This window comes from Mycoplasma mobile 163K, from assembly GCF_000008365.1.
In the GTDB taxonomy this organism is placed as follows: Bacteria; Bacillota_I; Bacilli_A; order Mycoplasmatales; family Metamycoplasmataceae; genus Mycoplasma_J; species Mycoplasma_J mobile.
Map to the genome: position 1 here is coordinate 729263 of NC_006908.1, position 24525 is coordinate 753787.

21 protein-coding genes and 1 tRNA gene are annotated in these 24525 nt (G+C 24.1%); 12 read left to right on the plus strand and 10 right to left on the minus strand.

Annotated elements, in window-relative coordinates; all coding sequences use genetic code 4:
- Positions 1-23: 23 nt before the first annotated feature.
- The 3 genes from MMOB_RS03225 to MMOB_RS03235 all read right to left on the minus strand — a co-directional run bounded on the left by MMOB_RS03225 (position 24) and on the right by MMOB_RS03235 (position 1851).
- Positions 24-701 (minus strand): hypothetical protein, encoded by a 678-nt coding sequence (locus tag MMOB_RS03225; RefSeq protein WP_011265115.1) that lies wholly within the window; start codon positions 699-701, stop codon positions 24-26.
- Between the two features lie 95 nt (positions 702-796).
- Positions 797-1672 (minus strand): hypothetical protein, encoded by an 876-nt coding sequence (locus MMOB_RS03230; protein ID WP_011265116.1) that lies wholly within the window; start codon positions 1670-1672, stop codon positions 797-799.
- 105 nt (positions 1673-1777) lie between these two features.
- Positions 1778-1851: transfer RNA gene (locus tag MMOB_RS03235), tRNA-Trp, on the minus strand.
- Positions 1852-2103: 252 nt separating this feature from the next.
- Between MMOB_RS03235 and MMOB_RS03540 the strand changes: the two genes are divergently transcribed.
- Genes MMOB_RS03540 through MMOB_RS03260 form a run of 5 tightly spaced genes read left to right on the plus strand, consistent with a single transcriptional unit; the run spans position 2104 to position 7168 of the window.
- Positions 2104-3108, plus strand: coding sequence for a GTP cyclohydrolase II (locus MMOB_RS03540; protein WP_050707646.1), 1005 nt, complete (start codon positions 2104-2106; stop codon positions 3106-3108).
- Position 3109: 1 nt separating this feature from the next.
- Positions 3110-4681 carry a hypothetical protein gene (locus tag MMOB_RS03245; RefSeq protein WP_011265118.1) on the plus strand — a complete coding sequence of 524 codons (1572 nt, stop codon included), beginning with the start codon at positions 3110-3112 and terminating at the stop codon, positions 4679-4681.
- Positions 4663-5409: a hypothetical protein gene (locus MMOB_RS03250; RefSeq protein WP_011265119.1), complete on the plus strand. Its 747-nt coding sequence runs from the start codon at positions 4663-4665 to the stop codon at positions 5407-5409. The genes MMOB_RS03245 and MMOB_RS03250 overlap by 19 nt, the downstream gene beginning before the upstream one ends.
- Positions 5400-6425: a hypothetical protein gene (locus MMOB_RS03255; protein WP_011265120.1), complete on the plus strand. Its 1026-nt coding sequence runs from the start codon at positions 5400-5402 to the stop codon at positions 6423-6425. Before MMOB_RS03250 ends, MMOB_RS03255 begins: the two co-directional genes overlap by 10 nt.
- Positions 6410-7168 (plus strand): UDP-glucose/GDP-mannose dehydrogenase family protein, encoded by a 759-nt coding sequence (locus MMOB_RS03260; protein WP_011265121.1) that lies wholly within the window; start codon positions 6410-6412, stop codon positions 7166-7168. The genes MMOB_RS03255 and MMOB_RS03260 overlap by 16 nt, the downstream gene beginning before the upstream one ends.
- 50 nt (positions 7169-7218) lie before the next feature.
- Here the strand turns inward: MMOB_RS03260 and ychF are convergent, their stop codons facing one another.
- Complete coding sequence (gene ychF, locus MMOB_RS03265) at positions 7219-8319, minus strand: redox-regulated ATPase YchF (protein ID WP_011265122.1); 1101 nt, start codon at positions 8317-8319, stop codon at positions 7219-7221.
- A 303-nt stretch (positions 8320-8622) separates the two neighbouring features.
- Between ychF and MMOB_RS03270 the strand changes: the two genes are divergently transcribed.
- Complete coding sequence (locus MMOB_RS03270; RefSeq protein ID WP_041362984.1) at positions 8623-9987, plus strand: YbhB/YbcL family Raf kinase inhibitor-like protein; 1365 nt, start codon at positions 8623-8625, stop codon at positions 9985-9987.
- A gap of 127 nt (positions 9988-10114) precedes the next feature.
- Here MMOB_RS03270 and MMOB_RS03275 read toward each other — a convergent pair whose 3' ends face one another.
- The gene (locus MMOB_RS03275; protein ID WP_011265124.1) at positions 10115-10711 is read right to left on the minus strand and encodes a hypothetical protein; all 597 of its coding nucleotides are present in this window, start codon (positions 10709-10711) and stop codon (positions 10115-10117) included.
- A gap of 458 nt (positions 10712-11169) precedes the next feature.
- On the opposite strand from MMOB_RS03275, the gene MMOB_RS03280 reads away from it, so the two are divergent.
- From MMOB_RS03280 to MMOB_RS03290, 4 genes are all read left to right on the plus strand, one after another.
- Positions 11170-12552, plus strand: a complete 1383-nt coding sequence (locus tag MMOB_RS03280) for a hypothetical protein (protein WP_156768875.1) — start codon at positions 11170-11172, stop codon at positions 12550-12552.
- The gene (locus MMOB_RS03650; RefSeq protein ID WP_156768876.1) at positions 12534-12698 is read left to right on the plus strand and encodes a hypothetical protein; all 165 of its coding nucleotides are present in this window, start codon (positions 12534-12536) and stop codon (positions 12696-12698) included. Before MMOB_RS03280 ends, MMOB_RS03650 begins: the two co-directional genes overlap by 19 nt.
- A 149-nt stretch (positions 12699-12847) precedes the next feature.
- Positions 12848-13348, plus strand: coding sequence for a hypothetical protein (locus MMOB_RS03285; RefSeq protein ID WP_011265125.1), 501 nt, complete (start codon positions 12848-12850; stop codon positions 13346-13348).
- 232 nt (positions 13349-13580) lie between these two features.
- Entirely contained in the window at positions 13581-15758 is a 2178-nt protein-coding gene (locus MMOB_RS03290; RefSeq protein ID WP_011265126.1) for a PTS fructose transporter subunit IIABC, read from the plus strand.
- A 67-nt stretch (positions 15759-15825) separates the two neighbouring features.
- On the opposite strand, the gene MMOB_RS03295 is transcribed toward MMOB_RS03290, so the two are convergent.
- Positions 15826-16038 carry a hypothetical protein gene (locus tag MMOB_RS03295; RefSeq protein ID WP_041362987.1) on the minus strand — a complete coding sequence of 71 codons (213 nt, stop codon included), beginning with the start codon at positions 16036-16038 and terminating at the stop codon, positions 15826-15828.
- A gap of 627 nt (positions 16039-16665) precedes the next feature.
- Between MMOB_RS03295 and MMOB_RS03655 the strand changes: the two genes are divergently transcribed.
- The gene (locus tag MMOB_RS03655) at positions 16666-16872 is read left to right on the plus strand and encodes a hypothetical protein (protein WP_156768877.1); all 207 of its coding nucleotides are present in this window, start codon (positions 16666-16668) and stop codon (positions 16870-16872) included.
- Positions 16873-17102: 230 nt separating this feature from the next.
- On the opposite strand, the gene MMOB_RS03305 is transcribed toward MMOB_RS03655, so the two are convergent.
- The 3 genes from MMOB_RS03305 to MMOB_RS03315 form a co-directional block, all read right to left on the minus strand.
- Positions 17103-17831, minus strand: a complete 729-nt coding sequence (locus MMOB_RS03305; protein ID WP_011265127.1) for a lipoprotein 17-related variable surface protein — start codon at positions 17829-17831, stop codon at positions 17103-17105.
- A 295-nt stretch (positions 17832-18126) separates the two neighbouring features.
- Positions 18127-19194: a lipoprotein 17-related variable surface protein gene (locus tag MMOB_RS03310; protein WP_011265128.1), complete on the minus strand. Its 1068-nt coding sequence runs from the start codon at positions 19192-19194 to the stop codon at positions 18127-18129.
- Positions 19195-19606: 412 nt separating this feature from the next.
- Positions 19607-20983 (minus strand): lipoprotein 17-related variable surface protein, encoded by a 1377-nt coding sequence (locus tag MMOB_RS03315; protein ID WP_011265129.1) that lies wholly within the window; start codon positions 20981-20983, stop codon positions 19607-19609.
- A 322-nt stretch (positions 20984-21305) separates the two neighbouring features.
- On the opposite strand from MMOB_RS03315, the gene MMOB_RS03320 reads away from it, so the two are divergent.
- Positions 21306-23042, plus strand: a complete 1737-nt coding sequence (locus tag MMOB_RS03320; RefSeq protein WP_011265130.1) for a hypothetical protein — start codon at positions 21306-21308, stop codon at positions 23040-23042.
- A gap of 328 nt (positions 23043-23370) precedes the next feature.
- Here the strand turns inward: MMOB_RS03320 and MMOB_RS03325 are convergent, their stop codons facing one another.
- Positions 23371-24492 (minus strand): HNH endonuclease signature motif containing protein, encoded by a 1122-nt coding sequence (locus MMOB_RS03325; RefSeq protein ID WP_011265131.1) that lies wholly within the window; start codon positions 24490-24492, stop codon positions 23371-23373.
- Positions 24493-24525 lie beyond the last annotated feature (33 nt).

Below are 24525 nucleotides of genomic sequence, written 5' to 3' on the forward strand. Positions count from 1 at the left end.
TATTTTTAAATACATTGTTAATTTTATTCTTGTTTATTTATTTTAAAAATTCCTGCTTTTTCAAAAACTTTAAACGATGTTCAAGTTAAAATGTATTCAGGATATGAATTTTTGCCTGATTTAATTAATAAAGTTTCTTCTATTTCAGATGAATTATTTAAATTTGATGTTATCTTTACATTTTCAGTAGATTCAACTTCAATTTTTTTGTAACTATTATTATTTTCTAAAATAATAGGAATAGGTAGTGATCCCTTTTTCAAGTTTTCTTCACTATTAAAATTAGAACTATTATTTTGATTTTTAATGTCATTGCTATTCTCTTTTGGAAATTTATTATGATCTGAATAATTTAAATTATCTAATAAAATGGAAATTTTTGCACTTGCAATAAATTGGAAAATAAACCCAATTTGGAAAAAGAAACCAAGAATAAGTCCTAAAAGCAACATTGTTGAAACATCATTAGGAACTGAATCTGAATTTATAACACTCATTATACTCAAAACTAATCAACTAATACTTGTTACTATTGCAACAAGAAACAAAATAATTGATAAAATTATTAATCCGGGAATAAAAAAAACAGAAGCTACCAAAAAGATTGCTAATATTAATGAAATAAAGGAAACTATTTCAAAAATGGCTGCTTTTCTTGCACAAGATCTTATCTTTAATAATTGAGAAATTTTATGATTCATAGTGATATTATAGCAAAATTCTAGAAATATAAATTCTCATTTTTAAAAATAAAATCACTACTTTAAACTATTAAAATTTAGTTCATTTGATAATATTAATTTTTTAGCCTTTTAATTTCATTTTTCATTTTAATAGATGCTATAAATTGAAAAACAAACCCTATCTTAAAAATAATTCCTAGAAATAGTCCTAATCCAAGCATTAATTGTATAAATGATTTATTACTATTTTTAGATAACGTTAATCAATTTACAAAAATTCAAATACTAAAAAATAATCAAACTATCGAACTAATAAAAAATAAGGACATAAAAAACATAACAAGAATAAAAGCACTATCTAGTGAGCCATTTATGAAAATATTTATTAGTAAAAAAATTGTCGAAAAAATTATAGAAACAATAGAAACAAGTTCAAGAATTACTGTAATAACTGAAATTTTAAAATTAAATTTGTAAACTTGTAAATTGGAACGAGGCTCAATTTTTTTAATATTAAAAGAAATAAAAATACTTGCTATAAATTGAAAAATAAAACCTATCCCAATAAAACCTAAAATTAAACCTAAATTCAACATTAAAACAATTGATGATTTTCTATTTTCAATTATTGTAGAGGAAAAATGAGTTGCTTTTTTTAAAGCAAGAATACTATATGTGAATCAAAATGGAACACTAAAAAATAAAGAAAATAAAATAATAAATGCTGTATGCCAAAAAGTATAAATAATATGTATTAAAAAAAACTCAAGTGAAAACTTAGATGAAAGTGGGTTGAGTGAAGTTGAAAGTGAACTAGAAAGTGAACTAAATACCAAACGAAAGAAAATTCCTAAAATAATTGATAGAAAAACAGTTAAACCTAGAATTGATGCTTTAGAAGAAAGGTTAAAAACTTGTTTATATAATTCTAAAGATAATTGATTGTTTATAATCTTTTTTTGGTCTTCATTTACTTGTAAGTTATTCATTTAAACATTATACAAAATAATGAATAAAAAATAAAATTTTCAAATCAAACTTTGAATATTTCTTAAATGTAAAAAAGTAATTAATAAATAAGGTATTTTTATATATGGCAGGGGCTACAGGAATCGAACCCGTGCACATGGGTTTGGAATCCATTGTACTACCACTATACTAAGCCCCTAATAATTTTTATATTATAGTTAAATAAAAATAATTTAAAAATAAAATTTATTTTCTTTATAATAAACATGTTAGCCAATTGACATGATAAAGATTATTGAAAAGCAAGGCAAATTGCTGATCAACTCTTTTGTGAATTAAATTCATGACTCATTCAATTAATTATTATGCTAACAATGATTTGGCATGATAATTAACTTTAATTTATTTTATTAAAATAAATTGCATGCCTTTTCATTTTATGAAGGGACTTATGATTATAAAAGAGAATAATTTCAAAAAATTTTTTTTGAAATTATCACTTAATGAAAAATATTCTGATTTAGTTTTCACAGAATTAAAAAAATATGAAAATCAAGAATCTGAAAAAACAGCTACTTACAAATTTAAAATAAGTAAAAAAATCATTTTAATAGAAGGAAAAGAAGATAGAATTCTTCTAAGAACACTGAAATGAATTGACGATATTGTTGATAAAATTCTTCGTGAATTTAATTTGAGTTTTGGAATCAATATTAATTTTAAAAACAGATTTACTAGCAATGAAAATAATAATTTAATTATTTTTAATTTTTATAGCAATGATTTGAAAATTGCTTTGGAAGAATTAGATGATCTAATTTTGGATTTAAATATTTCTGAAAAGCAAAATTTAATTTCATTTAGATTTGACTTTGATTCTGTTTTTCAAGAAAGTAAAAGTATATTAATGGAAACATCTGATGGATTTTTCAACATGAAATCTTTTGAAGTTCCATCGCACAATAAAGAATTTGTAATCAAATGAAATGGGGACTTAAAAAAAATAGTTAATGCAAGAATCCACTATAAATGTATGACTTCAGAGGTTTTTGGTTCAATTATGTGTGATTGCAAAGATCAATTGGAAAGCTTTAATGAATTAATGAAAAAAGAGGGTGGACTTTTACTTTATGCTTATGAAGAAGGAAGAGGATTCGGAATGTTACATAAATTAAATGCTTATTACAACACTGAAAAAGAAGGTTTAGATACTGTTGATGCCATGATAAAAGAGACAGGAAAAACAGAAGCAAGGAAATTTGATATGGCAGGAGAAATAATAAGAAAATTAGGAATTAAAGAAGTCAATTTATATACAAATAATCCAAGAAAAATAATTCCTTTATTAGATAGAAGAATCAAAGTAAATAGGAAAAAACATTGAACTGAAACAAAGTCTAAAGAAGCAAAGAAATATACTGAAGATAAAATTAAAAAAATGGAGCATTTAGAATAATATGAATGATGAAAAAAAGAAAGGACTCATAATTAATTTTTCTAATTATGAATCAGAAAAAATTGATGTTTTAATTGATAAACACAAAGTAGAAAAAAATAATTGAACTCTATTATCTTCTTTTAAAGGAGAGAAAAAGAGATTCGAAAACAAATTAGAGCATTATTATTTACCTTGAGGGTATCATTCTTCTATTACTTTTAATAATGCTATTTGACTTTATAGAATGAAATTTAAAGAAAATTTAGCTCATGTTAAAAAAATTATTTTTATTAATGTCCATGAAGAAATTAAAAAATTCCTTGAAGAAACTGAGCAAGAAATAATTGTTGATGAAACCAAAAAATTTTTGATAAAAATAGAAAAAGAGATAGAAAGTGAAAAATTTTACATCATTATTGAATCAGAAGACAATAAATTGATAAATAAAATTATGTCTTATTCTGCAATTTCTCATTTTAATAAAAGTAGGGAAAAATTTTACAACAATTTTATAATTGGTTGGCTTTTTGAGATGAGAAAAATTTTTAAAAAAACAAATTATTCATTAGCATATGAATATGCTTACAAATTTTTTACAGAAGAGAAAATTAAGAAAAATTTTGAAGAAAAAAGGAAGTTTATTTATTCAAATCAAAAGAGTAATAAGGATAATTTGAAAAGCATTAATTTAGGCAATGAAGGAAGAATTTATTTAAATTTAAATTTAAATAAATTAACAAAAAAATCTAATCTTTCTAGCATGAAAAACAAGAAGGATTCCTCTGAAAAACAATTTGCCTATGAAGAAATGATAAATCATGAAAAAGATTTAAAAATTTGTGCTTCAGATGATCAAAATTTAAAAAAAAATCTTTCAATTCAATATGAAGATATTGTCTATCCTACTAATACATTAAAGTTTTCAGATGCCATTCACTCTTTAAGAAAGCAATACAAAGATAAATATTTTATTGATGATAATAAATTGGAAAATTTTGGAAAAATAAACAAAATAGGTCCGATTTGGAAAATAATTTACAATGATTTTGGTTCATCTTTTTTAAAAATGAAAATTTTTGATGAAACGGAATTCAAAAAAAATTTTTATGGAATAATAAGAGATAATTATTATTTAGTTAAGAATTTTAGAAATGTAAATTCAAGAGAAATAATAAGATCAATGAGATCTTACATTACAGAAAAGGATTTTGAAGAACTGAAAAAACAGGACCCACAATTCAAATTATTTTACGATGCTGTGTTTGAAGAATCAAAAAATAATATAATTTATTTATGTCATGAAGAAATTGAATTGGAAAAAATTGCAGAATATCATTCTATTCATATTTGTGAAAAAAATATTTCTACTTTAAAAATAAGAAGAGAAACTGAATTTAATAATGACAAAGAAGTGCATTACATTTATGATTTCGAAAAAGATTTATCGACTAAATGTGATTTTAATAAAGCTGAAGAATTTTTAAAGAAAATTCAGGAAGATACACCCTTAGAAAATTTAGAAAATCATTTTGAAACAAGTGAAAATTTAGTTAAAGAAAATGAATCAAAAAAATGAATAATCATAAAATAATTGGTCTAATAACAACTACAGGGAAAAGGGACTTAACAAAAAGTTTAAACTCAATGAAACAGCAAACAAAAAAATTACATGATATTTATATTGCTTCTGAAAAGCAAATTAATATAAATGAAAATATTTTGATTAACCCTTTTACAAAAGGTCTTGCAAATAATACAATGCAAGCATTAATTAGAATAAAAGAAATTTATAAAAATGAACAAATTTACATTGCTACTTTAGATGATGATGATGAATGAGATTTAAATTTTATTAAAAATGGAACTAAATTAGTTCAAAAAAATTTTAATTTTATATCAGGATATTTGCAATATAAAAGCAATCATAGAATTTTGGATACATTAGAATTTGAGAACACTTTAACATATAATGATTTTTTATATGGTAACCCGGGAGTGGAAGGATCTAATAAAATTTTTTGTCTTGATTTAGCTTTAGAATCTGGCGGAATGCCTAAAAATATTAAGACGGCAACAGATCGAGCTTTTAATATCAATTTGCTAATGCACCCAGAAGTTAAATTTGGTGTGATTGAGAAAGTAGTTGCTTATCACTATGTTGATTCAAAAGACCGTCTTACAAATAAAAAAGATAAAAAAGAAGAATTAAGAAAATTTTACAAGCATTTTTGACATTTAATAGATAAAAATAAAATTAATGATATTAATAAAAGACATTTAGATTTGCATCAGATTGAAGAGGTGATAAATTGAAAATAGTTTATGCTTTAACAATTACAAATCAAGAAAGTGAACAAATTTTATTAAATAATCTTGCTCATTTGAAAAAGATGAATCTTAATTATTTTTTATTAATTAATACAACAAAAGAAGATCTTATAAATAAATTTAAGACTAATAAAAATACTTTAATAATCAACAAAGTAAGTGATATGAGAAATTCAAGAGTCACTTTACATCAGGAGGCATTTAAACTTGATGCAGATATGTATTGAATTTTAGATAGTGATATTGATTTTACAAATTTGAATGTAGAGGATTTTTTAAAAATTAAAAAATATTCTAAAATATATGATTTTATTTCTTTATATTATAAAAAAGATTCTCCTATTCCAGCATTTTATACATTAGCATCTTCTTTAACTGATTTTTATTTTCATAAACAAAACTTAATAGGATTTGAAAAAAATTGATTTGATGATAGTGATTTTAATAGTTCAGATTATCAAAAGTATACTTTTATAGAGAATTATAATAATTTAAAAGAAATTTTGTCAGGCAAATCTTATGCTAGAGATATTTGAGAATTTACAGACAAAGAAAATAGTAATGATACGACAACAGGAGGAGCAAGTATTTACTTTAATAAAAATATTTTATTAGAAGAATTTGAATGAAAAAAATATAAAGGCAAATCTTTAATATGATACGATTCATATCGAACATTTAATCTAAGCAAAAAATATAGATTTTCTAAGGTTCCAATTTTTGTAAATCATCTACGCCACTTTGGATCAATTCAACTAAGCTGAGAAAGTGTACAAAGATACATTATTGGTTTTAATGAATATATGAGTTTTAAAGATAAACAATGAAATAAAGAATCTTTAATTATTCATACATTAGAATTGTATTTTTACATTAAGGGAATGTGAAAAAAAATAACAAAATTAAATCTTAATATAGATGAAATAGTAAAAACAGAAATAAATAATTTCATGAATTGTAACATTTACGAAATCATAGAAGAGGTAAGAAAATGAAAATATCAATAGTTGGTTATGGTCATGTTGGACAAGCAATGCATAAATTATTCAAAGAAGCAATCATATATGATATACATAAATCTAAATATAATGATATAGAAAAAATTAAAAATAGCGATGTTGTTTTTGTATGTGTTCCAACACCTATGAAAAAAAATGGATCTTGCGATACATCATTTGTAGAAGATGTAATATCAAAAATTGATTCTAAATTATTTATTATTAGATCAACAGTTTGAATTGGATTTACAGATTATGCTTCAGAAAAATACAAAAAAAATATTGTTTTTCAACCTGAATATTATGGGGAAACTACAAACCACCCTTTTTCTAATTTGGAAAATCAAAATTGAATAAGTTTTGGTGGTGAACAAAAAAATATTGATAAAGCAATTGAAGTTTATCAAGAAGTTAAAAATTCTAATGTGAAAATAATTCAAAGTTCAGCAAAGGAAATTGAACTTGCAAAATATATGGAAAATGCGTTTTTAGCCTTAAAAGTTACTTTTGTTAATGAAATGTATGATTTAGCTGAAAAAATGAATATTAATTATAATCTTGCAAGAGAAGCTTGAATTAGTGATCCAAGAATTGGTTCTTCTCATACATTTGTTTATAAAAATAATAGGGGTTTTGGAGGTAGTTGCCTACCAAAAGATATAGCTTCTTTAATTTATCAAGCAGATGAAAATGGAGAAGATTTAGATTTAATAAAAGCTGTTGTTCTAAAAAATAAAAAGTATCAAAAATAGATACTTTTTATTTGCAAAAATTTCATACAAAACTATTAATTAATAATAAATTATTTTCCAAAGTGAAAATAGCAAATATCTCCATCTTTCATTAAATAAGTTTTTCCTTCAAGTTTCATTTTTCCGTTTTCTTTAGAATTTTTTTCTCCGCCATGTTTAACATAATCTTCATAAGAAATAATTTCAGCTTTAATAAATTTTTTTGCAAAATCCGTATGAATAATTCCGGCACATTCTTGTGCATTCATATTTTCTTTAAAAACTCAAGCTCTTAATTCTTGAACTCCTGCTGTAAAATAAGTTCTTAGCCCTAAAGTATGAAAAGTTGTTTGAATTAATATGTCTATATTTAATTTTTCCATTTCAAACATTTCTAAAAAATCTTGTTTTTCCTCTTCAGATTTTAATTGTGAAGCTTCAAGTTCAAATTGCACACTTAAAGGAATTAAAATTTGATTCAATTTAGTTAAATAATTTTGTAAAGATAATAAAAAATTATTAGGGTTTTTTAAATCTTCCATTCCAACATTTGCTACATAAATTATTGGTTTAATACTTAAAAATTGATAAAGTTTGACAATTCTTAATTCATTTTCAGAAAAATCAATATCTCTTAAAGAAAGGCTTTTTTCTAAAGATTCTTTAACCCTTAATAAAGTGATGTATTCAAATTTTAGTGCCGCATCACCTGTGTTTAAGGCTCTTTTTTGAATTCTTTGAATAATTTTTTCTACGCTTTGTAAATCAGCAAGAATTAATTCTAAATTAATTATTTCTAAATCCCTAATTGGATCTAAAGAATTAGCAACGTGGATAATGTTTTTATCTTCAAAACACCTTACAACATGAACAATTAGATCAACTTCTTTAATATTTGCTAAAAATTGATTACCTAAACCTTCACCTTTTGAAGCTCCTGCTACTAAGCCTGCAATGTCTACAAATTCAAAAGTTGCATGAACAATTTTTTTAGGTTTAACAATATTTGCTAAAACATCTAAACGTTTATCTTTTACTTCAACAACACTAATATTAGGTTCTATTGTGGTAAAGGGATAATTTGCCATTTCAATATGTAAATTTGTTAATGCTGAAAATAAAGAAGATTTTCCAACATTAGGTAATCCTACAATTCCTGCTTTTAACGCCATAAGACCTCCAAATACTTTAAAAGTAAATATTTATTATAGAAATTAATTTTAAAGATTTTTATTAATTTAATTTAAAACTAATAAAAAAACCAGTATCTTTTAAAATGAATTTAGTAAAAAGTAAGAAATGTATTGATGATTCTTGAAAAAAGTCAGATTTTTGAGTTTGAATTAATTTTTAAAAGAAAAATCTATTTTCTATTTTAAGTTTTGCCATTTTCAAAATATACAATGATTCTATTATATAATTAGTATGTTTTATAACAAAACAAATAATTCAAAATAAATTTTTAAAGGATGAAAATGAAAAAAAATACAAAAATTTTAATTAGTTCTTCAGCAGCAATTTCTGCTTTAGGAATTATTCCTGCTGCGGTTATTGCTTGTGGAACAACTACAGAAACAACTGAAAGCATTACATCAACTTCAATTGTAAATGGTGTTTTAGGAAAAAAATTTGGAGCTGCTAATGATAATGGCCCATTAAGAGCTGAAACACCTCAATTAAGTTTTAAATCTGTTACTGGAGCAACTTCGTATGCTTTAGTTATTTTAGATAATGAAGCAACAAATGTAATTGGTGTTCCATTTATTCATTGAGCAATTGCTAATATCAAAATTAAGGCTGATGCAAATGGGATGATTAACATTCCGGAAAATATTGCTTCAGAAGCAAATGCTGCTGCAAGAGCTCTAATTACTCAAGGAAGAAATTCAAGTTTTATGAATGCTAATAGTGCAATTCCAGGAGGATTTCAAAGACCAGATTCTGTTGGATATTTTAGTCCGTTTCCTCCTAATGCAGGACATTATTACCAAATTTCTGTATTAGCTTTAGATAAAGAAGTTACAGGATTAGCAGAAGGATTTACTTTAGCTGATCTTTATTCAGGAATTCAAACTCAAGGAATAAAAATTGTAGATAGAAAGTATGGTGATTTTTTCTATAATCAAGTTGTTCAAAGACAAGGAAGTGATTCTTTATTTGAACACCCAGCAAATTCACTTACAACTGCACCAAGATTATACAGAGGTGTAGTGCCTAATATTGCAAATATTGCTTCAACTTCTGTAACAAATGGAAACTTACAAGCTAACTTTTTCAATGCTAGAACAAATGGAGTTAATGCTACTGCTGATACACTTGGACAAAATAGCACTATTCCTAATTTAAGTTGAAATGCTGTAAGTGGAGCAAATTCATATTTAGTTACAATTTCTAATTACAGTTTTTCTAATATTAATCAAGCTCCATTTACAAATTTTGTTGCTGTTGTTCCAGCTGAAGCCAATACAACAAATAATAAAGTGACTTTACCGTCTCAATTAGCAAATGCTAATTCAACAAATGGTGTAATTTATGGAAAAAATAGTAGTTCAACTGACAATGTTATTGCAACAGGAGGAGCTTCATTAATTAATGTTATGTTAAAACAAAATGCTAATTACTTTATGCCTCAAGGGCGTGCTAATTGAATTATTGTGGTTAATGTTTATGCTTTAAAAAGTAATATTACAACTGCTAGTGGTACAAATCCAGTTCTTACAAATGGATCTCATTTCTTAAATGAATTTACTACTAGAGCTGCTAATCGTGATGGAATTATAGCTGCTGGAGAATTTGTTTTTAACTTACCAGGTAGTGGTACAACAAATGCTACTATTTAATTAATTTAATTAAATAAAGTAAAAATAATAATTTAAAAATTACCATTAATCTGGTAATTTTTAAATTTTCTTTTATTTGTAAAATGAATCATTAATCGAATTTTTAATTCTTATTAACTATATTTATTTAAAATGCTCCAACTCATTCAAAATCTCCATTATCTCTTAAATACAATCTTGCATGGAATGTAAATGAATTATCAACACTACTTGGGAATAAATCTTTATTTTCTCATGTTCATTTACCATTATTAAAACTAGGCATAGTATCTTTAGTTACAATTTGAGAATAAATATTTGTTAAAGGAGTCTCACCACCTTCAGGAGCATAATATTTTGATAAAGGAATTACGATAAATTTAGTTTGTGTTTTATTTATTGGTAATTGAACTACCATTGCATTTCTTGTATCAAAATTTGATCATTGTCAATCTCAAAGTTCATTTTTAGAATCTATTGAATGAGGGTATCATTTATTTATTCCATCATCAGTATAAAAATAAGTAATTTCAGAACTTGATTGATTTATAAGATTTATAGCAGTACTAGGGTGATTTAAAAAAGTATAATAATCAACAGTAGTTACATTTGTATTTTTATTAACAGGACCATTACCATTTTTAAGTAAATTTCTTTTCTTAAAATTTTCAGCTAATTTTTGATTGAATGATTCTAAAATTTTTTGTTCATCTTCTTTTAATTTAAGATTTATTTCTTTTGCCATTATTTGTCTCCTAAAGATTTATGTTTAAATATATTTGCAATAATTATTTTATGAAATATACAAATAAATTATAAGGAATTGTTCTTATTTGTTGCTTATTTTTTAAAAATTTTGACTAATTAAAAAATTAAATCTATTTAAGAGGATAACGTTTAAAACAACTCTATTTTTAATATTAAGTTTTAGCAAATACTAAATTATAAATAGAATGATCAATATTCTAAGAATATTTCAATTTTAAATAAGAAATTTTTTTGATAATTTTTATAATTTAAATAGTTTTTATTTGAAACATTAAGAAAAATAAGTCAAATGTGAATCTATTTTTATAGAGAGAAATTTATGAATCATTTGTTTAATAATTTAGCTAAAATGAATACAATATTTTTCTTTCTTTTGGAATCATTATCTAATAATTTATAGATTTATATTAAGAAAATTGAGCCGAAAGGATGAAAGTGAAAAAATTCAGAAAAAATTTAATTGATTCTTCAACTGCAATTTCTGCTTTAGGAATTATTCTTGTTGCAGTTCTTGCCTGTGGAACAAATACAACAACAGTGCCCACAACAACACAATCTACAACCCAAAGAATTAGTTCTACTTCAATTATTAATGGAGTCTTGCAACCTAAATTTGGAGCTGCTAATGATAATGGGCCTTTAGGCGCTATTACTCCTCAAATAAGTTTTAAAGCTGTTTCTGGAGCAGTATCATATGCTTTAGTAATTATAGATAATGAAGCAACAAATGTAATTGGGGCTCCATTTGTACATTGAGCTCTAGCAAATATTAAAATTGCTCCTGATGCTAATGGAATGATTAATATTCCAGAAGATTTAGCCGCTCAAGCTAATAGTGCTATTAGAGAATCTTTAACAATCGGAAGAAATTCAGGTCATCGATATTTTAATGATTTTAGCGATTTTAACGATCCATTTGAAGGAAGGAATTTTTGAAATTCACAAATTCCAAATAATTTTAGACTATTGAATCCTAATAAGTGAAGTAGTTCAGATTTAAGTTTTGTTAGGACTCAAAGTGGATATTATAGCCCATTTACACCTAATGCAGGACATTATTATCAAATTTCTGTGCTTGCTTTAGATGCAGATGTGCCAGAAATACAAGAAGGATTTGCTTTAGGTCATTTATATGAAAGAATAAAAACTTTAAATATTAAAGTTTTAAATAGAATGCATGGTGATTTTTTCTATAATCAGGTTGTTCCAAAATCAAAAATAAGAGGGACAGGAAGTGAGGAATTTTTCCTTTCATGAGACAATATTATTGATTGATCATTTATGCATCCTGAAAATTCTCCTGTAACTGCACCGAGATTATATTCAGAAAATATTCAAACAATTTCAAACATTAAAAGTACTTCAGTAGATGCTAATGGTAATTTATTTGGTAAATTTTTAAACGATAGAAAAAATGGAGCAAGTGGATATGGTGATTGAATTGTAACAACAAATAGTACAATTCCTAATTTATCTTGAAACTCAATAAATGGAGCAAATTCATATTTAGTTACAATTTCTGAATACCGGAATGTATTTAATCAGGTTTATACTAATTTTGTAGCTGTTGTTCCATCAGCAAAAAATACTGTAAAAGGTGTTGTTTCTTTACCTTCTCAATTAGCAAATCTTGCTCCTAAAAATGGAATTATTTACGGATTGAATAATAGCACAACAGAAAAAACACTTGGACCAAAGAAAAAGATTTTCTTTGAAGTCCTGAATCTCCAATTACAAATCATCAATATTTTATGCCACAAAAACGTATTAATGCAACAATTGTTGTGAATATTTATGCTTTGAATAGTAATATCATAAATGCTGTTGGAGATGTTCCTGCAATTACAAATCACACTTCTTTTTTAAGTGAATTTACAACTAGAGCTGCAACTCGCGGAGAAATTATTGGTGTTGGGGAATTTGTTTTCAAACTACCTAGTAGTGATGAATTCATTTTTACTTAATAAAATTGTCTTCTTCAAGATTATCTTCAGTTCTTAAATATAATCTTGAACAAGTATTAAAAATTTATAACTTCAAAAGAAAATAAATTTTTGTCCTTATTTTTAGTTTCAAAAATAAAAGTTTTATAATTTAAATAAGGAGATTAAATATGGAGAAAACCGGAAAATTAAAAAATAATAATGACATCAATAATGTTGAATTGAACCCAATAAAAACAGCTGGTAAGCCTGGAAATGCTCTTGCATTAAAAAATAATACAAATCAATCTATAAATTATTGATATTCTGATAATGGTATAAATAAATGATATTTGCATACAATTCCAGCTAGTTCATCTACTTGAGATTGGCAGTGATCAAATTTTTGAACAGGATATGCAATGGTAATTGAAATTCCTCTTAATGATAAAGAATCAAAATATATTGTCCCTGTTTTTGTAGAGTATAAAAATGAAGTGCAATTATTAAGTGAATTTCCTCTAACAAACATTTACTCTCAAATTGGTGCTAAAGGACAATGTCCTTCATTTAAAAATGAAAAATGATATTGAGAATATATGTACTTATACCCTGGAAAAATTGATAGTTTTGCTGTATTTCATACAAATCTTAACTTAGAAAAAGATGGAACTTTTTCTTGAAATAGTTAAAATTACTAAATTTAAAGGTAAACAACAACTAGAGGTTACTCTGGTTGTTGTTTTATAATTAAAATGCTCCTAATTATTTATAAGTATTGAATTAAAAAATTTTGTGCACTAGACTATAAATTAAATAAAAAAACAAGGAATAATTTTTTAAGCTCAGTTTATCTTTTGTTTGGGATTAGAAAGAAAAATCGCAAAATAAAGAATATAATTTATATATAAATAAAAGAAGTAAATGATGTTAAAAGATATGTTTAGACAAAATTTAATTTTCATAAATGAAGAATTAAATGATAAAAAAGAAGTAATAAAATTTATCTCTAATAAATTAGCTGAAAATGATTATGCTTCTAATAGCGAAATTTTATATAATGAATTTAATCAAAGAGAAGAAGAAATTTCAACAGGAATAGGTAACAAAATTGCTATTCCACATATAAGAAATGAATTAATGAAAGAAAATGTCATTGTTTTTATTAAGAATAAGGGAATTGATTGAAATTCCTTAGATAATTTAGAAGTTGAATATATTTTTGCAATTGCTATTACTAAAAAAGATGAAGAAAATAATTTACATCTTCTTACTTTACAAAAATTAGCAAATTTATTTTCTAATTTAGATTTTAAAAATAATTTAGCTAAAATAAATTCTTCAGAAGAATTTTTAGACTTAGTAAGTCTTTATGAAGATAAATTGAATAAAGAAGCTATTGAAATAAAAGAAAAAAATTATAAGAAAAAAGAAGATGAATATATTCTTGCTATTACTTCTTGTCCTACAGGAATAGCTCATACTTATCTTGCTGCACAGAAACTAAAAAAAGCTGGTAAAAAATTAGGAATTAATTTAAAAGTTGAAACTCAAGGAGCAAATGGCATTGAAAATAAAATTAGTTCTGAGGAAATTCAAAAAGCCAAAGGACTAATTTTAGCAATTGATCGTAATATTGAAACAATTCGGTTTAAAAATTTAGATAACATAATTGAGACTTCTACATCTAAAGCAATTAAAAATAGTGAAGAATTAATAAAAGAAATTCTTGCTAAAAAAGGAACCAAATTACAAAACATCACTGGAAAAATCAATGAAAATAATAATACTGATGATAATGAAGAATTTACTTTGAAAAATTTTGGTAAAAAATCTTATAAAGCTTTATTAACAGGTATTTCATACATGTTGCCATTTGTAGTATTTGGTGGAATTATGATTGCGATTGGATTCTTAATTGATTCTTTTGCAGGAGCTCCTGCAGGTAATGACTTTGGTAAAACTCATGTTGTTGCTCACTGATTCAATTCTTTAGGTGGTATTAGTTTTAGTGTTTTTATTGCCATTCTTGCTGCTTATATTAGTTTTGCTATTGTTGGAAGAGTTGGTTTACTTCCTGGTTTTGTAGTTGGTTTTATTTCTACAGGAGCCTTTAATCCTGTTTATGTAAGAATTTTTAATATACCTTTATTTGCTTCTAGTTCTTCAGGATTTTTTGGGGCAATTGTTGGTTCTTTTTTTAGTGCTTTTATGATTATTATTTTTATGAAATACGTGCTGCATAAATTTCCTAAATCACTAAATGGAATTAAACAAATCATTATTGTACCATTTTTTGGAACTTTAATTATTGCTTCACTATTTGTGATTATTAATATTCCTTTATTGTATTTGAACTTTGGTTTTTCACAATTTTTAAATCTTTTTACAGGAAGAATTGAATTAGCATGATTATTAGGTTTAATTGCAGGAATCATGATGGGAGTTGATTTAGGAGGACCAATTAATAAAGCTGCTTATGTTTTTGCAGTTTCAACTTTATCTATTGCTACTCAAGGACAATCACAAGTTATGGCAGCAGTTATGGCAGCTGGAATGGTTCCTCCAATTATGCTTGCTCTTTCAACTTTAATTAATCATAAAATTTGATCAAAAGAAGAAAGAATTGAATCCCAAGCAAATTGAATCTTTGGTTTTAGCTTTATCTCTGAAGGAGCAATTCCCTTAACTGCAAAATATCCCAAAAGATTAGTCCTTGCAAATTTAATTAGTGCAGGTTTAACAGGAATGATTTCTTCACTTTTAGGTGTAACAATAGCAGCTCCTCATGGAGGAATTTTTGTGGCACCACTTTTAAGAACAACTTTAATATCTAATTTAAATTTGGGTTTAATTATTTTCATTGCTTTTATTTTTTGAATGTTAGCAATTTTTATTGGAGCTTTAGCAGGGGTTTTAGTAATTTGACTAATGCATAAATATAACAAAAATCAACCAACTAAAGAAAGAAAATATTGCTTAATAAAATATGCAAAATCAAAATTGAGATCTTCAAAAAAACAAGAAAAATTTAATGTTCAAAAAATTAGATGGCAAGATGTAAAAATTCACAAACTAAATGAAGTTTTTAAAAAAATTTAATAGAATTTAAAAATTGTTAATATTTCATCTTGGTAGAAATAAAAGTATTAAGATATTATTTTAATTTTTATCTATCATCTTTTTCTATTTTTTTATCAAAGAACATAATTTTGTAAAAATTAGTTTCTCAGGGACAATATAAGCATTTTTTTAACCTAAGAAGTAAATTTTGTATTGCTTTTTCTGATAGATAATCTTTTCTGTGATGATTGAAATATTCTGTGTTTTCTTTTTGTTTCAAATTCATATCATATGCTTTTTTATTTGCAATTGAATCCATTTTTAACTAAAAATTATATAAAATTGTTTGGGGAGATGTTTTAACATAAAGTCGTTTTTACCTTTTAAAAATAAGCTTCTTGTCATTTTTAGAATTATTATTTCCATTTTTAATTTTAAATCTTTTGAATGTTCATTTTTTTAAAATGAAAATATATAAAAATCTTTAAAAATTTCTAGTATAGATTTTTTTAGTTTGTTTATTGATTTATTTAAATTTTCATTAGATGACTTGTTCAAAGATTAATATTTTCAACAAAAAAACAAATTTGTTTATTTAGGAGTTTTTAATTGTTTCTTTTAAGAGTTTTCTCAAAAAATAGTCTCTTTGATTGTTTTTTGAGTTCTTCATGTATTTTATTTATTTTTTGATTTTAAAAAAATCTTACTAAATTACAAAAGATATTTGTATTTTTAGTTATTAGTTTTAGAGGAATGAAATAAAAAATAAACAAGGAGACAAAGAAAATATTATTTTTCTACAATTGAATAATATTATAAAATATAATAAAAATGATTAAAAAAACTCAAGAGGAATTAAAAAATTTAATGAATATTTCAAAAATTGAAGTTTACGAAATTTTACACAGTGGAAAGCAATGAGAATATAAAGTTAGTGGGGGAAATTATGGCTGAATCAAATACAACTTTAAAGAGCTTAGAAAAACTTATTTTGAGCATGAAAACTGATATAAGTAGCATTAAAGAAGATGTTAGTATTTTAAAATCAGATGTTAAATCTATTGATACTAGATTAAGTAATGTAGAAAAAGATGTTGCTTTAATAAAATCACTTCCTACAATTCAAAAAGAACTTAAAGTTAAAAATATTTAATTTAAATACCTGTTGATATTTTGAGTATAAATAAATTGTAAATGTAAAAAAATTAAAATTAAATATTTATTATATTTCTTAAAAAATTTAAATAACAAATTAAAATCTTAAAAAATTTAAATAACAAATTAAAATCATATAAATTTTAATATTCAATATAAAACCCACAACAAGAGTTTTTGTTGTGGGTTTTATTTAAATTTTTATGACAATTAATGATATCTATTTATCTAGTTTCTACCAGGAAATCCTGTAACTACAATAGTTTTTTCGAGTATTCTTCCGTTTTTAGAACCTATTAAGACAACACTTAATCTTCCTTCACCAAAATGCACACTACTCTGTACATATCTTAATGAGAATTGAACTCCATTTTGAGGATTAGGAGTATTAACAATTTTATCAATACTTCATACATCATTTGATCAAGCTGGAGTTTTTCCAAAATCAGTTATACTTAGACTTGAAATTGTGTTTAATTCATTTTGAATATCTCTATCTACTGCAATATTAATTTGCTCTTGAATTTCTTCTGGACTAAGAACTCTAAACCCATTTACAATAATTGTTTTTTCTTGAGTTAAATCACCAATAGAACCTACAAGAGTTACAACAACAAATCCACTTGTGTCACTACCACTAGCTGTTTCACTAATTTTTATAGAAAAACTTACACCATTAGAAGAAACTGGCACTTTAATAAAATCTGTAATATTTTGATTATTTACTTGTGAAGGTAAAGTATTTTTTGCAACTTCAAAAATTTCTAAAGTATTAATTTTTTCAAGTTCATTTCCTAAAATATTTTTTTGTTGCTCAATTGTGATAATAGGATTAATTGGACCAACTGGACCTACTTCTTTAGGGGTTTTTGTTGCTACAATGCTTACTGGAACTATAATAACTGTGCTTCCTAAAACTGCTGCTGCTGTTCCTAAAAATAAATTTGCTTTTTTCATAATAATGTACACTTTCTATATAAATAATTATATAATTACTAAAAATTTTTGCTTTTAAAATAATGTTTTTAACTATCCTTTAAAAGGATTTTAAAATTTAAGCTTATTTATATTGTCTAAATTTTAAAATTTTTATTTGTAATTAAAATAACAATAAAATTATAATTCTTTTATATTTAAATAGTTAAAATATTTATTTTTTTCTTATAAATTCACCTTTTAAGATTTGATACACTAAATAAAAAATTACAGCAAGAATTTTTGCTGTAATTTTTTAAATTAAGATTTTGTGTTTTTAAACAGGGAATCCTGTAACTACAATAGTTTTACTAATTGTTCTTCCATTTTTAGAACCTGATAAAATAATACTAAATCTTCCTAAACCAAGATGAACACTACCATCTACATATTTTATTGAGAATTGAACTCCATTTTTACTTTGCGGAATATTAACAAGGCTTGTAGCGTTTCCTGATAAAACAGCAGTTTGTCAAGCAAGATTATTTGCAAGAGATGTTTTTTCTAAACTTGAAATTGAGTTTAATTCATTTTGAATATCTCTATCTGCTGCAATATTAATTTGTTCTTGAACTTCTTCTGGGCTAATAATTCTAAAACCATTTACAATAATTGTTTTTTCACTAGTTAAATCGCCAATAGAACCTGCAAGAGTTACAACAACAAATCCACTTGTGTCACTACCACTAGCTGTTTCACTAATTTTTATAGAAAAACTTACACCATTAGAAGAAACTGGCACTTTGATAAAATCTGTAATATTTTGATTATTTACTTGTGAAGGTAAAGTATTTTTTGCAACTTCAAAAGTTTCCAAAGTATTAATTTTTTCAAGTTCACTTCTTAAAATATTTTTTTGTTGTTCTTTAAGTTGAGCTCTTTCTTGCTCTGTTTGGAATCCATCAATAGTAATTTCTTTTTGAACAATAACATTTCCAATAGAACTAGTTACAATAATTACTAATTCTCCGGTAACATCATTTGCTCCATTTGGTTTTAAAGACACTTCAAAATTTACACCATTCACATTATCAATTTGAATAAAATCTTTAAGATTAGTTTCATTTACTTCAGATGGTAAAGTATTAGGAATCTTATCTACATTAAGCATGATATTATTAGGTAAATTAGTTGTGCCAACAACTATAATACTTGGAATATTTCCTAATTCTTTTTCTATTTGTTCTTTAATTTGTTGCTCAATTGGACTAATAGGATTAACTGGATCAACAGGACCTACTTCTTTAGGAGTTGTTTTTGTTGCTGCAATACTAGCTGGAACTATAACAACTGTACTAACTAAAGTTGCTGCAGCCCCTGCTAAAAATAAATTTACTTTTTTCATATTTAACACCTTCTCTACTATTATTATATCATTATTAATAAGAACTTTTTTTAATACAAGATTTTTAACAATGTTTTAAAATAGTTTTTAAATTTAGAATCTTTATACTAATAATCAAAATATATTTTTTGAATTAAATTATAAGAATATTTGCTTTTTGTTAAATTTATTATTTTCTTAAAATAAAATCTAAAAATTTTTATGTAATTAGAGCTACTCACAAAATTTCAATTAGTAATAATCAAGATATTTCTACTATTAGATTTACATAAAATCTTATTTAATAAGAAAAAATATATTAACTTTTTGAGTAAAAATTAAAAGTATTTTCAAGATCAAAAAAATTTGATATGTTCATTAAAAAATACAACAATAATTTTTGCTGTATTTTTTAAATTAAGATTTTATGTTTTTAAACAGGAAATCCTGTAATTTCAATAATTTTACTAATTGTTCTTCCGTTTTTAGAACCTATTAACTCAATTCTGAAATTTCCTAGACCAAAATGAACACTTCCATCTACATATCTCAATGAGAATTGAACTCCATTTTTGCTTTGTGGAATATTAACAAGGCTTGTAGCATTTCCTGATAAAACAGCAGTTTGTCAAGCAAGATTATTTGCAAGAGATGTTTTTTCTAAACTTGAAATTGAGTTTAATTCATTTTGAATATCTCTATCTGCTGCAATATTAATTTGTTCTTGAACTTCTTCTGGACTAAGAGCTCTAAACCCATTTACAATAATTGTTTTTCCTTGATTTAAATCACCAATAGAACCTACAAGAGTTACAACAACAAATCCATTTGTATCGCTACCGCTAGCTGTTTCACTAATTTTTATAGAAAAACTTACACCATTAGAAGAAACTGGCACTTTGATAAAATCTGTAATATTTTGATTATTTACTTGTGAAGGTAAAGTATTTTTTGCAACTTCAAAAATTTCTAAAGTATTAATTTTTTCAAGTTCACTTCTTAAAATGTTTTTTTGTTGTTCTTTTAATAATTGAGCTCTTTCTTGCTCTGTTTGGAATCCATCAATAGTAATTTCTTTTTGAACAATAACATTTCCAATAGAACTAGTTACAATAATTACTAATTCTCCAGTAACATCATTTGCTCCATTTGGTTTTAAAGATACTTCAAAATCTACACCATTAGAAGAAACTGGCACTTTGATAAAATCTGTAATATTTTGATTAGTTACTTCTGAAGGTAAAGTGTTTTTTGCAACTTCAAAAATTTCTAAAGTATTAATTTTTTCAAGTTCACTTTTTAAAATGTTTTCTTGTTGTTCTTTAAGTAATTGGGCTCTTTCTTGCTCTGTTTGGAATCCATCAATAGTAATTTCTTTTTGAACAATAACATTTCCAATAGAACTAGTTACAATAATTACTAATTCTCCGGTAACATCATTTGCTCCATTTGGCTTTAAAGATACTTCAAAATCTACACCATTTACATTATTAATTTGAATAAAATCTTTAAGGTTAGTTTCATTTACTTCAGATGGTAAAGTATTAGGAAACTTATCTACATTAAGTATGATGTTATTAGGTAAATTAGTTGTACCAACAACTATAGTGCTTGGAATATTTTCTAGTTCTTTTTCTATTTGTTCTTTAATTTGTTGTTCAGTTGGATTAATAGGATTAACAGGCCCAACAGGATTAACAGGTCCTACTTCTTTAGTATTTTGGTTTGCTACAACACTAAGTGGAACTATAACAACTGTACTTGCTAAAGCTCCTGCTGTTACTCCTAAAAATAAATTTGCTTTTTTCATAATATTACACCTTCTCTAATATAATTATAGCATTACTAAAAATTTTTTATGATTTAAAATTAGTTCTTGTTTGTTTTTAAAAATATAATATAACTTTTAAAAAACTTAGAAAATTTGATATTAATGTTTAATTTATAGTTTGTCTTGCATGTATTTTTTCACAACAAAAACAATTAAAGTTTTTAAAAAATAGATAGCAAATTTCATCTAATTAAAATGTTAATTCATCTTAATCTTATTTTGAATCAACTCAAATTTTAAATTTAGAGAATTAGAGAAAAAGGGACTAAAAGAATTCAAAAAAATATATAAAATTATAATTATGAATCTTGAAGAAAAATATGAAAATAAAACAAAAGAAAAATTTCAAACAAAGAAAATTCAAATAAATGTACATTCTGAGGAAGAATATTTAAAAAAGCAAAAAGAATTTCTTGAAGAATTGGAACTTAATTGAGAAAAATTTGAAAAAGAGAACAAATTTCAATTTGATTATGACAACAAATATAAAGAAAAAATGAAAGATGAAAAATTAGGTTTTTATGAATTTGAGCTTAGTTTTAAAAGATCTCCATTGACAATTATTCATGCACCTTGAGGAACCGGAAAAACTTATTTTTTAGATTCTCTTGTAAAAAATTTTGTAGACAAAAAATTCGAAAATACAAAAATTGAAAGAATAATTTTTATCGATTTATGAAAATATTCTTATAGTGAATCTATAGATTTAGATATTTCTAAGTCTTTTTACAAAAATGCTCCAATGTCTAGAAGAAAATTTAGGCAAAATGCCACAAAAGGGTTAGGATACGTTTCAAAATTCATTAATAATGCCTTGAATATTGTTGAAGCCACACCTGGTATTCCTAAACTAAACGGATTAAGTCAAGTACTAGATTTTAGTAAAATAGGTGATTATTTTTTGAAAGAAAAAGTTGTAAAACTTTTTTCTGTTGATGAAACAAGAAAATTAGTGATTCTTGACAATATTGAAAGACTAGGAGAAAATATTTGAGAAATATTTAAATTTATTTTTGAATTGCAAAGTTTAGAAAATAATATTTATCTATTACCAATGAATAAACAGTTTTTAATACACAAAAAAAATGAAAGTGGTGGAGAATATCAAATTCAAAAATTCATTGATATTTCTCCTTTTGAATTTAAACAAAACTATTTGGGTATTTTAACAAAATTTTTTCAAAGAGAAGGTAAACATTTTGAACATCTTAAAAATGACTTAAATAAGATATTAGAAATGGAAATAGAAGGACAAAAATTATCTATTAGAGAATTGGAACAAAATTTAAATTTAAACAAAGATTTATTGTTTAAGCAAGAAAGTAGATATAAATTTCTAAAAGCTTTTAACGAAACTATTTGAAATAATTGAAATTGGTTAAAAAAAATAATAAAAGAAGATTTTGAATTCATTTTAAAAAATGAATTGGATTGAGCAAACAAAGTAGCTACAGTTAAAAATGAATACTTTTTAAATGATTTTTTTGTTTTTAATGATCACAATGATTTTTTTGCAAATTCATTTAATCGTTATTGTTTTGCAAATTCAAAAAATAATTTTTACAAAAAATTAGAAAAAGATATTTGTTCGCTTGACAATCTTAGATCTAATAATTTCAATGAAGGGTTCAAAAAACTAGGAGAAATTTTAAATTCATATTTAGAACTATCAAATGAACAAGAAATTTCTATAAATGATTTTTTAGAAAGTAAATGAAATGAAAATTTTAAATATGAAGAAATTATAATTAAAATCAATCATCTTACAATTTTAAAAAATAATTTCCAAGAAAAATGACAACAAAAAGATGAAGAAATTTCAAAAAGAAAATTTGAAATAGGAGAGTATTTTTTTGATGAAATTTTGAAGTATTTAAATAAATTGAAAATCCTTTTTGAAGAAAGAAATGAAAATATTTCAAAAGAATTTGCTAATTCAAAATGAGAGAAAGACTTTTGAATAAAAAAAATTGAAGATAATAAAATAAAAGAAAAAATTACTGATAATGAGCTTTTTAGTATTTTAGAAAGTATTTAAATGTTAAAAATTAAATAAATTTAAATTATAGTTGCAATGAATTAAATTATATTAGATTCTATATATTAAAATACATTTAATTAATGTAAAATAATAAAACTTTTTGAATTTTTTTCTGGAATTGGCGCAACTCATAAAGCTTTAATTAATAACAATCAAAAATTTTCTACTGTAGGAGTAAGTGAATGATTTACTGAAGCTATTATTGGCTATTAACTTCATTGCCACTAAAATAATAATATAGAGGACAGTTTAAACAATCGTAAAGTAAAAAGTTCAGAGACTCTTAAAAGATCATGTTAAAAAATTTCATGGGAAACATTTAAAATTATTTAATCAATAAATTATTATGAAATTTTAAATAAAATTTTGTTTCATCATTAAGTTTACTAATCGAAGGCTCATCTAATTTTAAATTATAAATTTCCAATTTATTATGAATTACTTTAGCAGAAATTAAAAATCCTTTTGAATTAAAAGATATATAGTGTTTATCAAATAGCGCATCGTGATTTGGGCATAGTAACAGACCATTGTTATAATTTCTAATTTCTTTATGTTTTTCAGATTTGCCTAATGATTTGTCTTTTACTATATTTTCAACTGATTTTATATGTGAAGCAACTAGTAATTCTTTTTCTGAAATATCGCAATATAAAATATCGCATTTTGAAGATGCTTTTAAGAGACTATTTCTAAAATAAACTCTAATTGAATTTATATTTTGAAATTGTTTTAGTTTTAACTCTTCCATTTCATCTTCGTTATTATTTTCTTCTTCAGCTTCAAATAATTTATCAATTAATTTATCGAATTCTTCATTTTTATTATCATCAAAAAAATTTTGTGCTTCTTCTAAAAAAAATATATCTAAATATTTAATCATGCTAGAATGAACAATATATGTGTTTTTTGTCCTGTTTAACTTTCAACTTTTATTATCTATTACTTCTTTTATATCTTTAAGAGATACCATTCTAGAAGTGTTTTTCCTTCCTTTTGTCCTATTCTTGTAAGTTTTAATATTCGATCTTTTCACAATAAAATAAACGACATTTTTGACATCTAATTCAATTGTTGAATCTAATTTTTTTAATAACGGAATGTATCCATTCATTACAATAAAATTTTCTTTTTCTTCAATAAACTTATTTTGTAGATATTTTCTACCAAGAGGAACTTCAATTTTTTGACTTTCTTTTCCTAATCCTCCATCATCTGAATGTTCAATAAAAATTTTATAATTTACATTTAAGAAAGAAATTGCGAAAAGTTTTGAAAATGAATTTTGAAAAATTTCTTTTTCAATTTTTGGATCTCTTTCTTTCAAAATATTAAAAAGATGATTGAAAAGTTCTTTTTCTCCTCCATATCCAAAAAAGGGGTGAACTTTATCGTCAAATAATTTCTCTATTTCAGAATTGATTATGTGATAGCGTACTTTAGACATGATTATGCTCCTTTCTAATTTATATTGTAAATT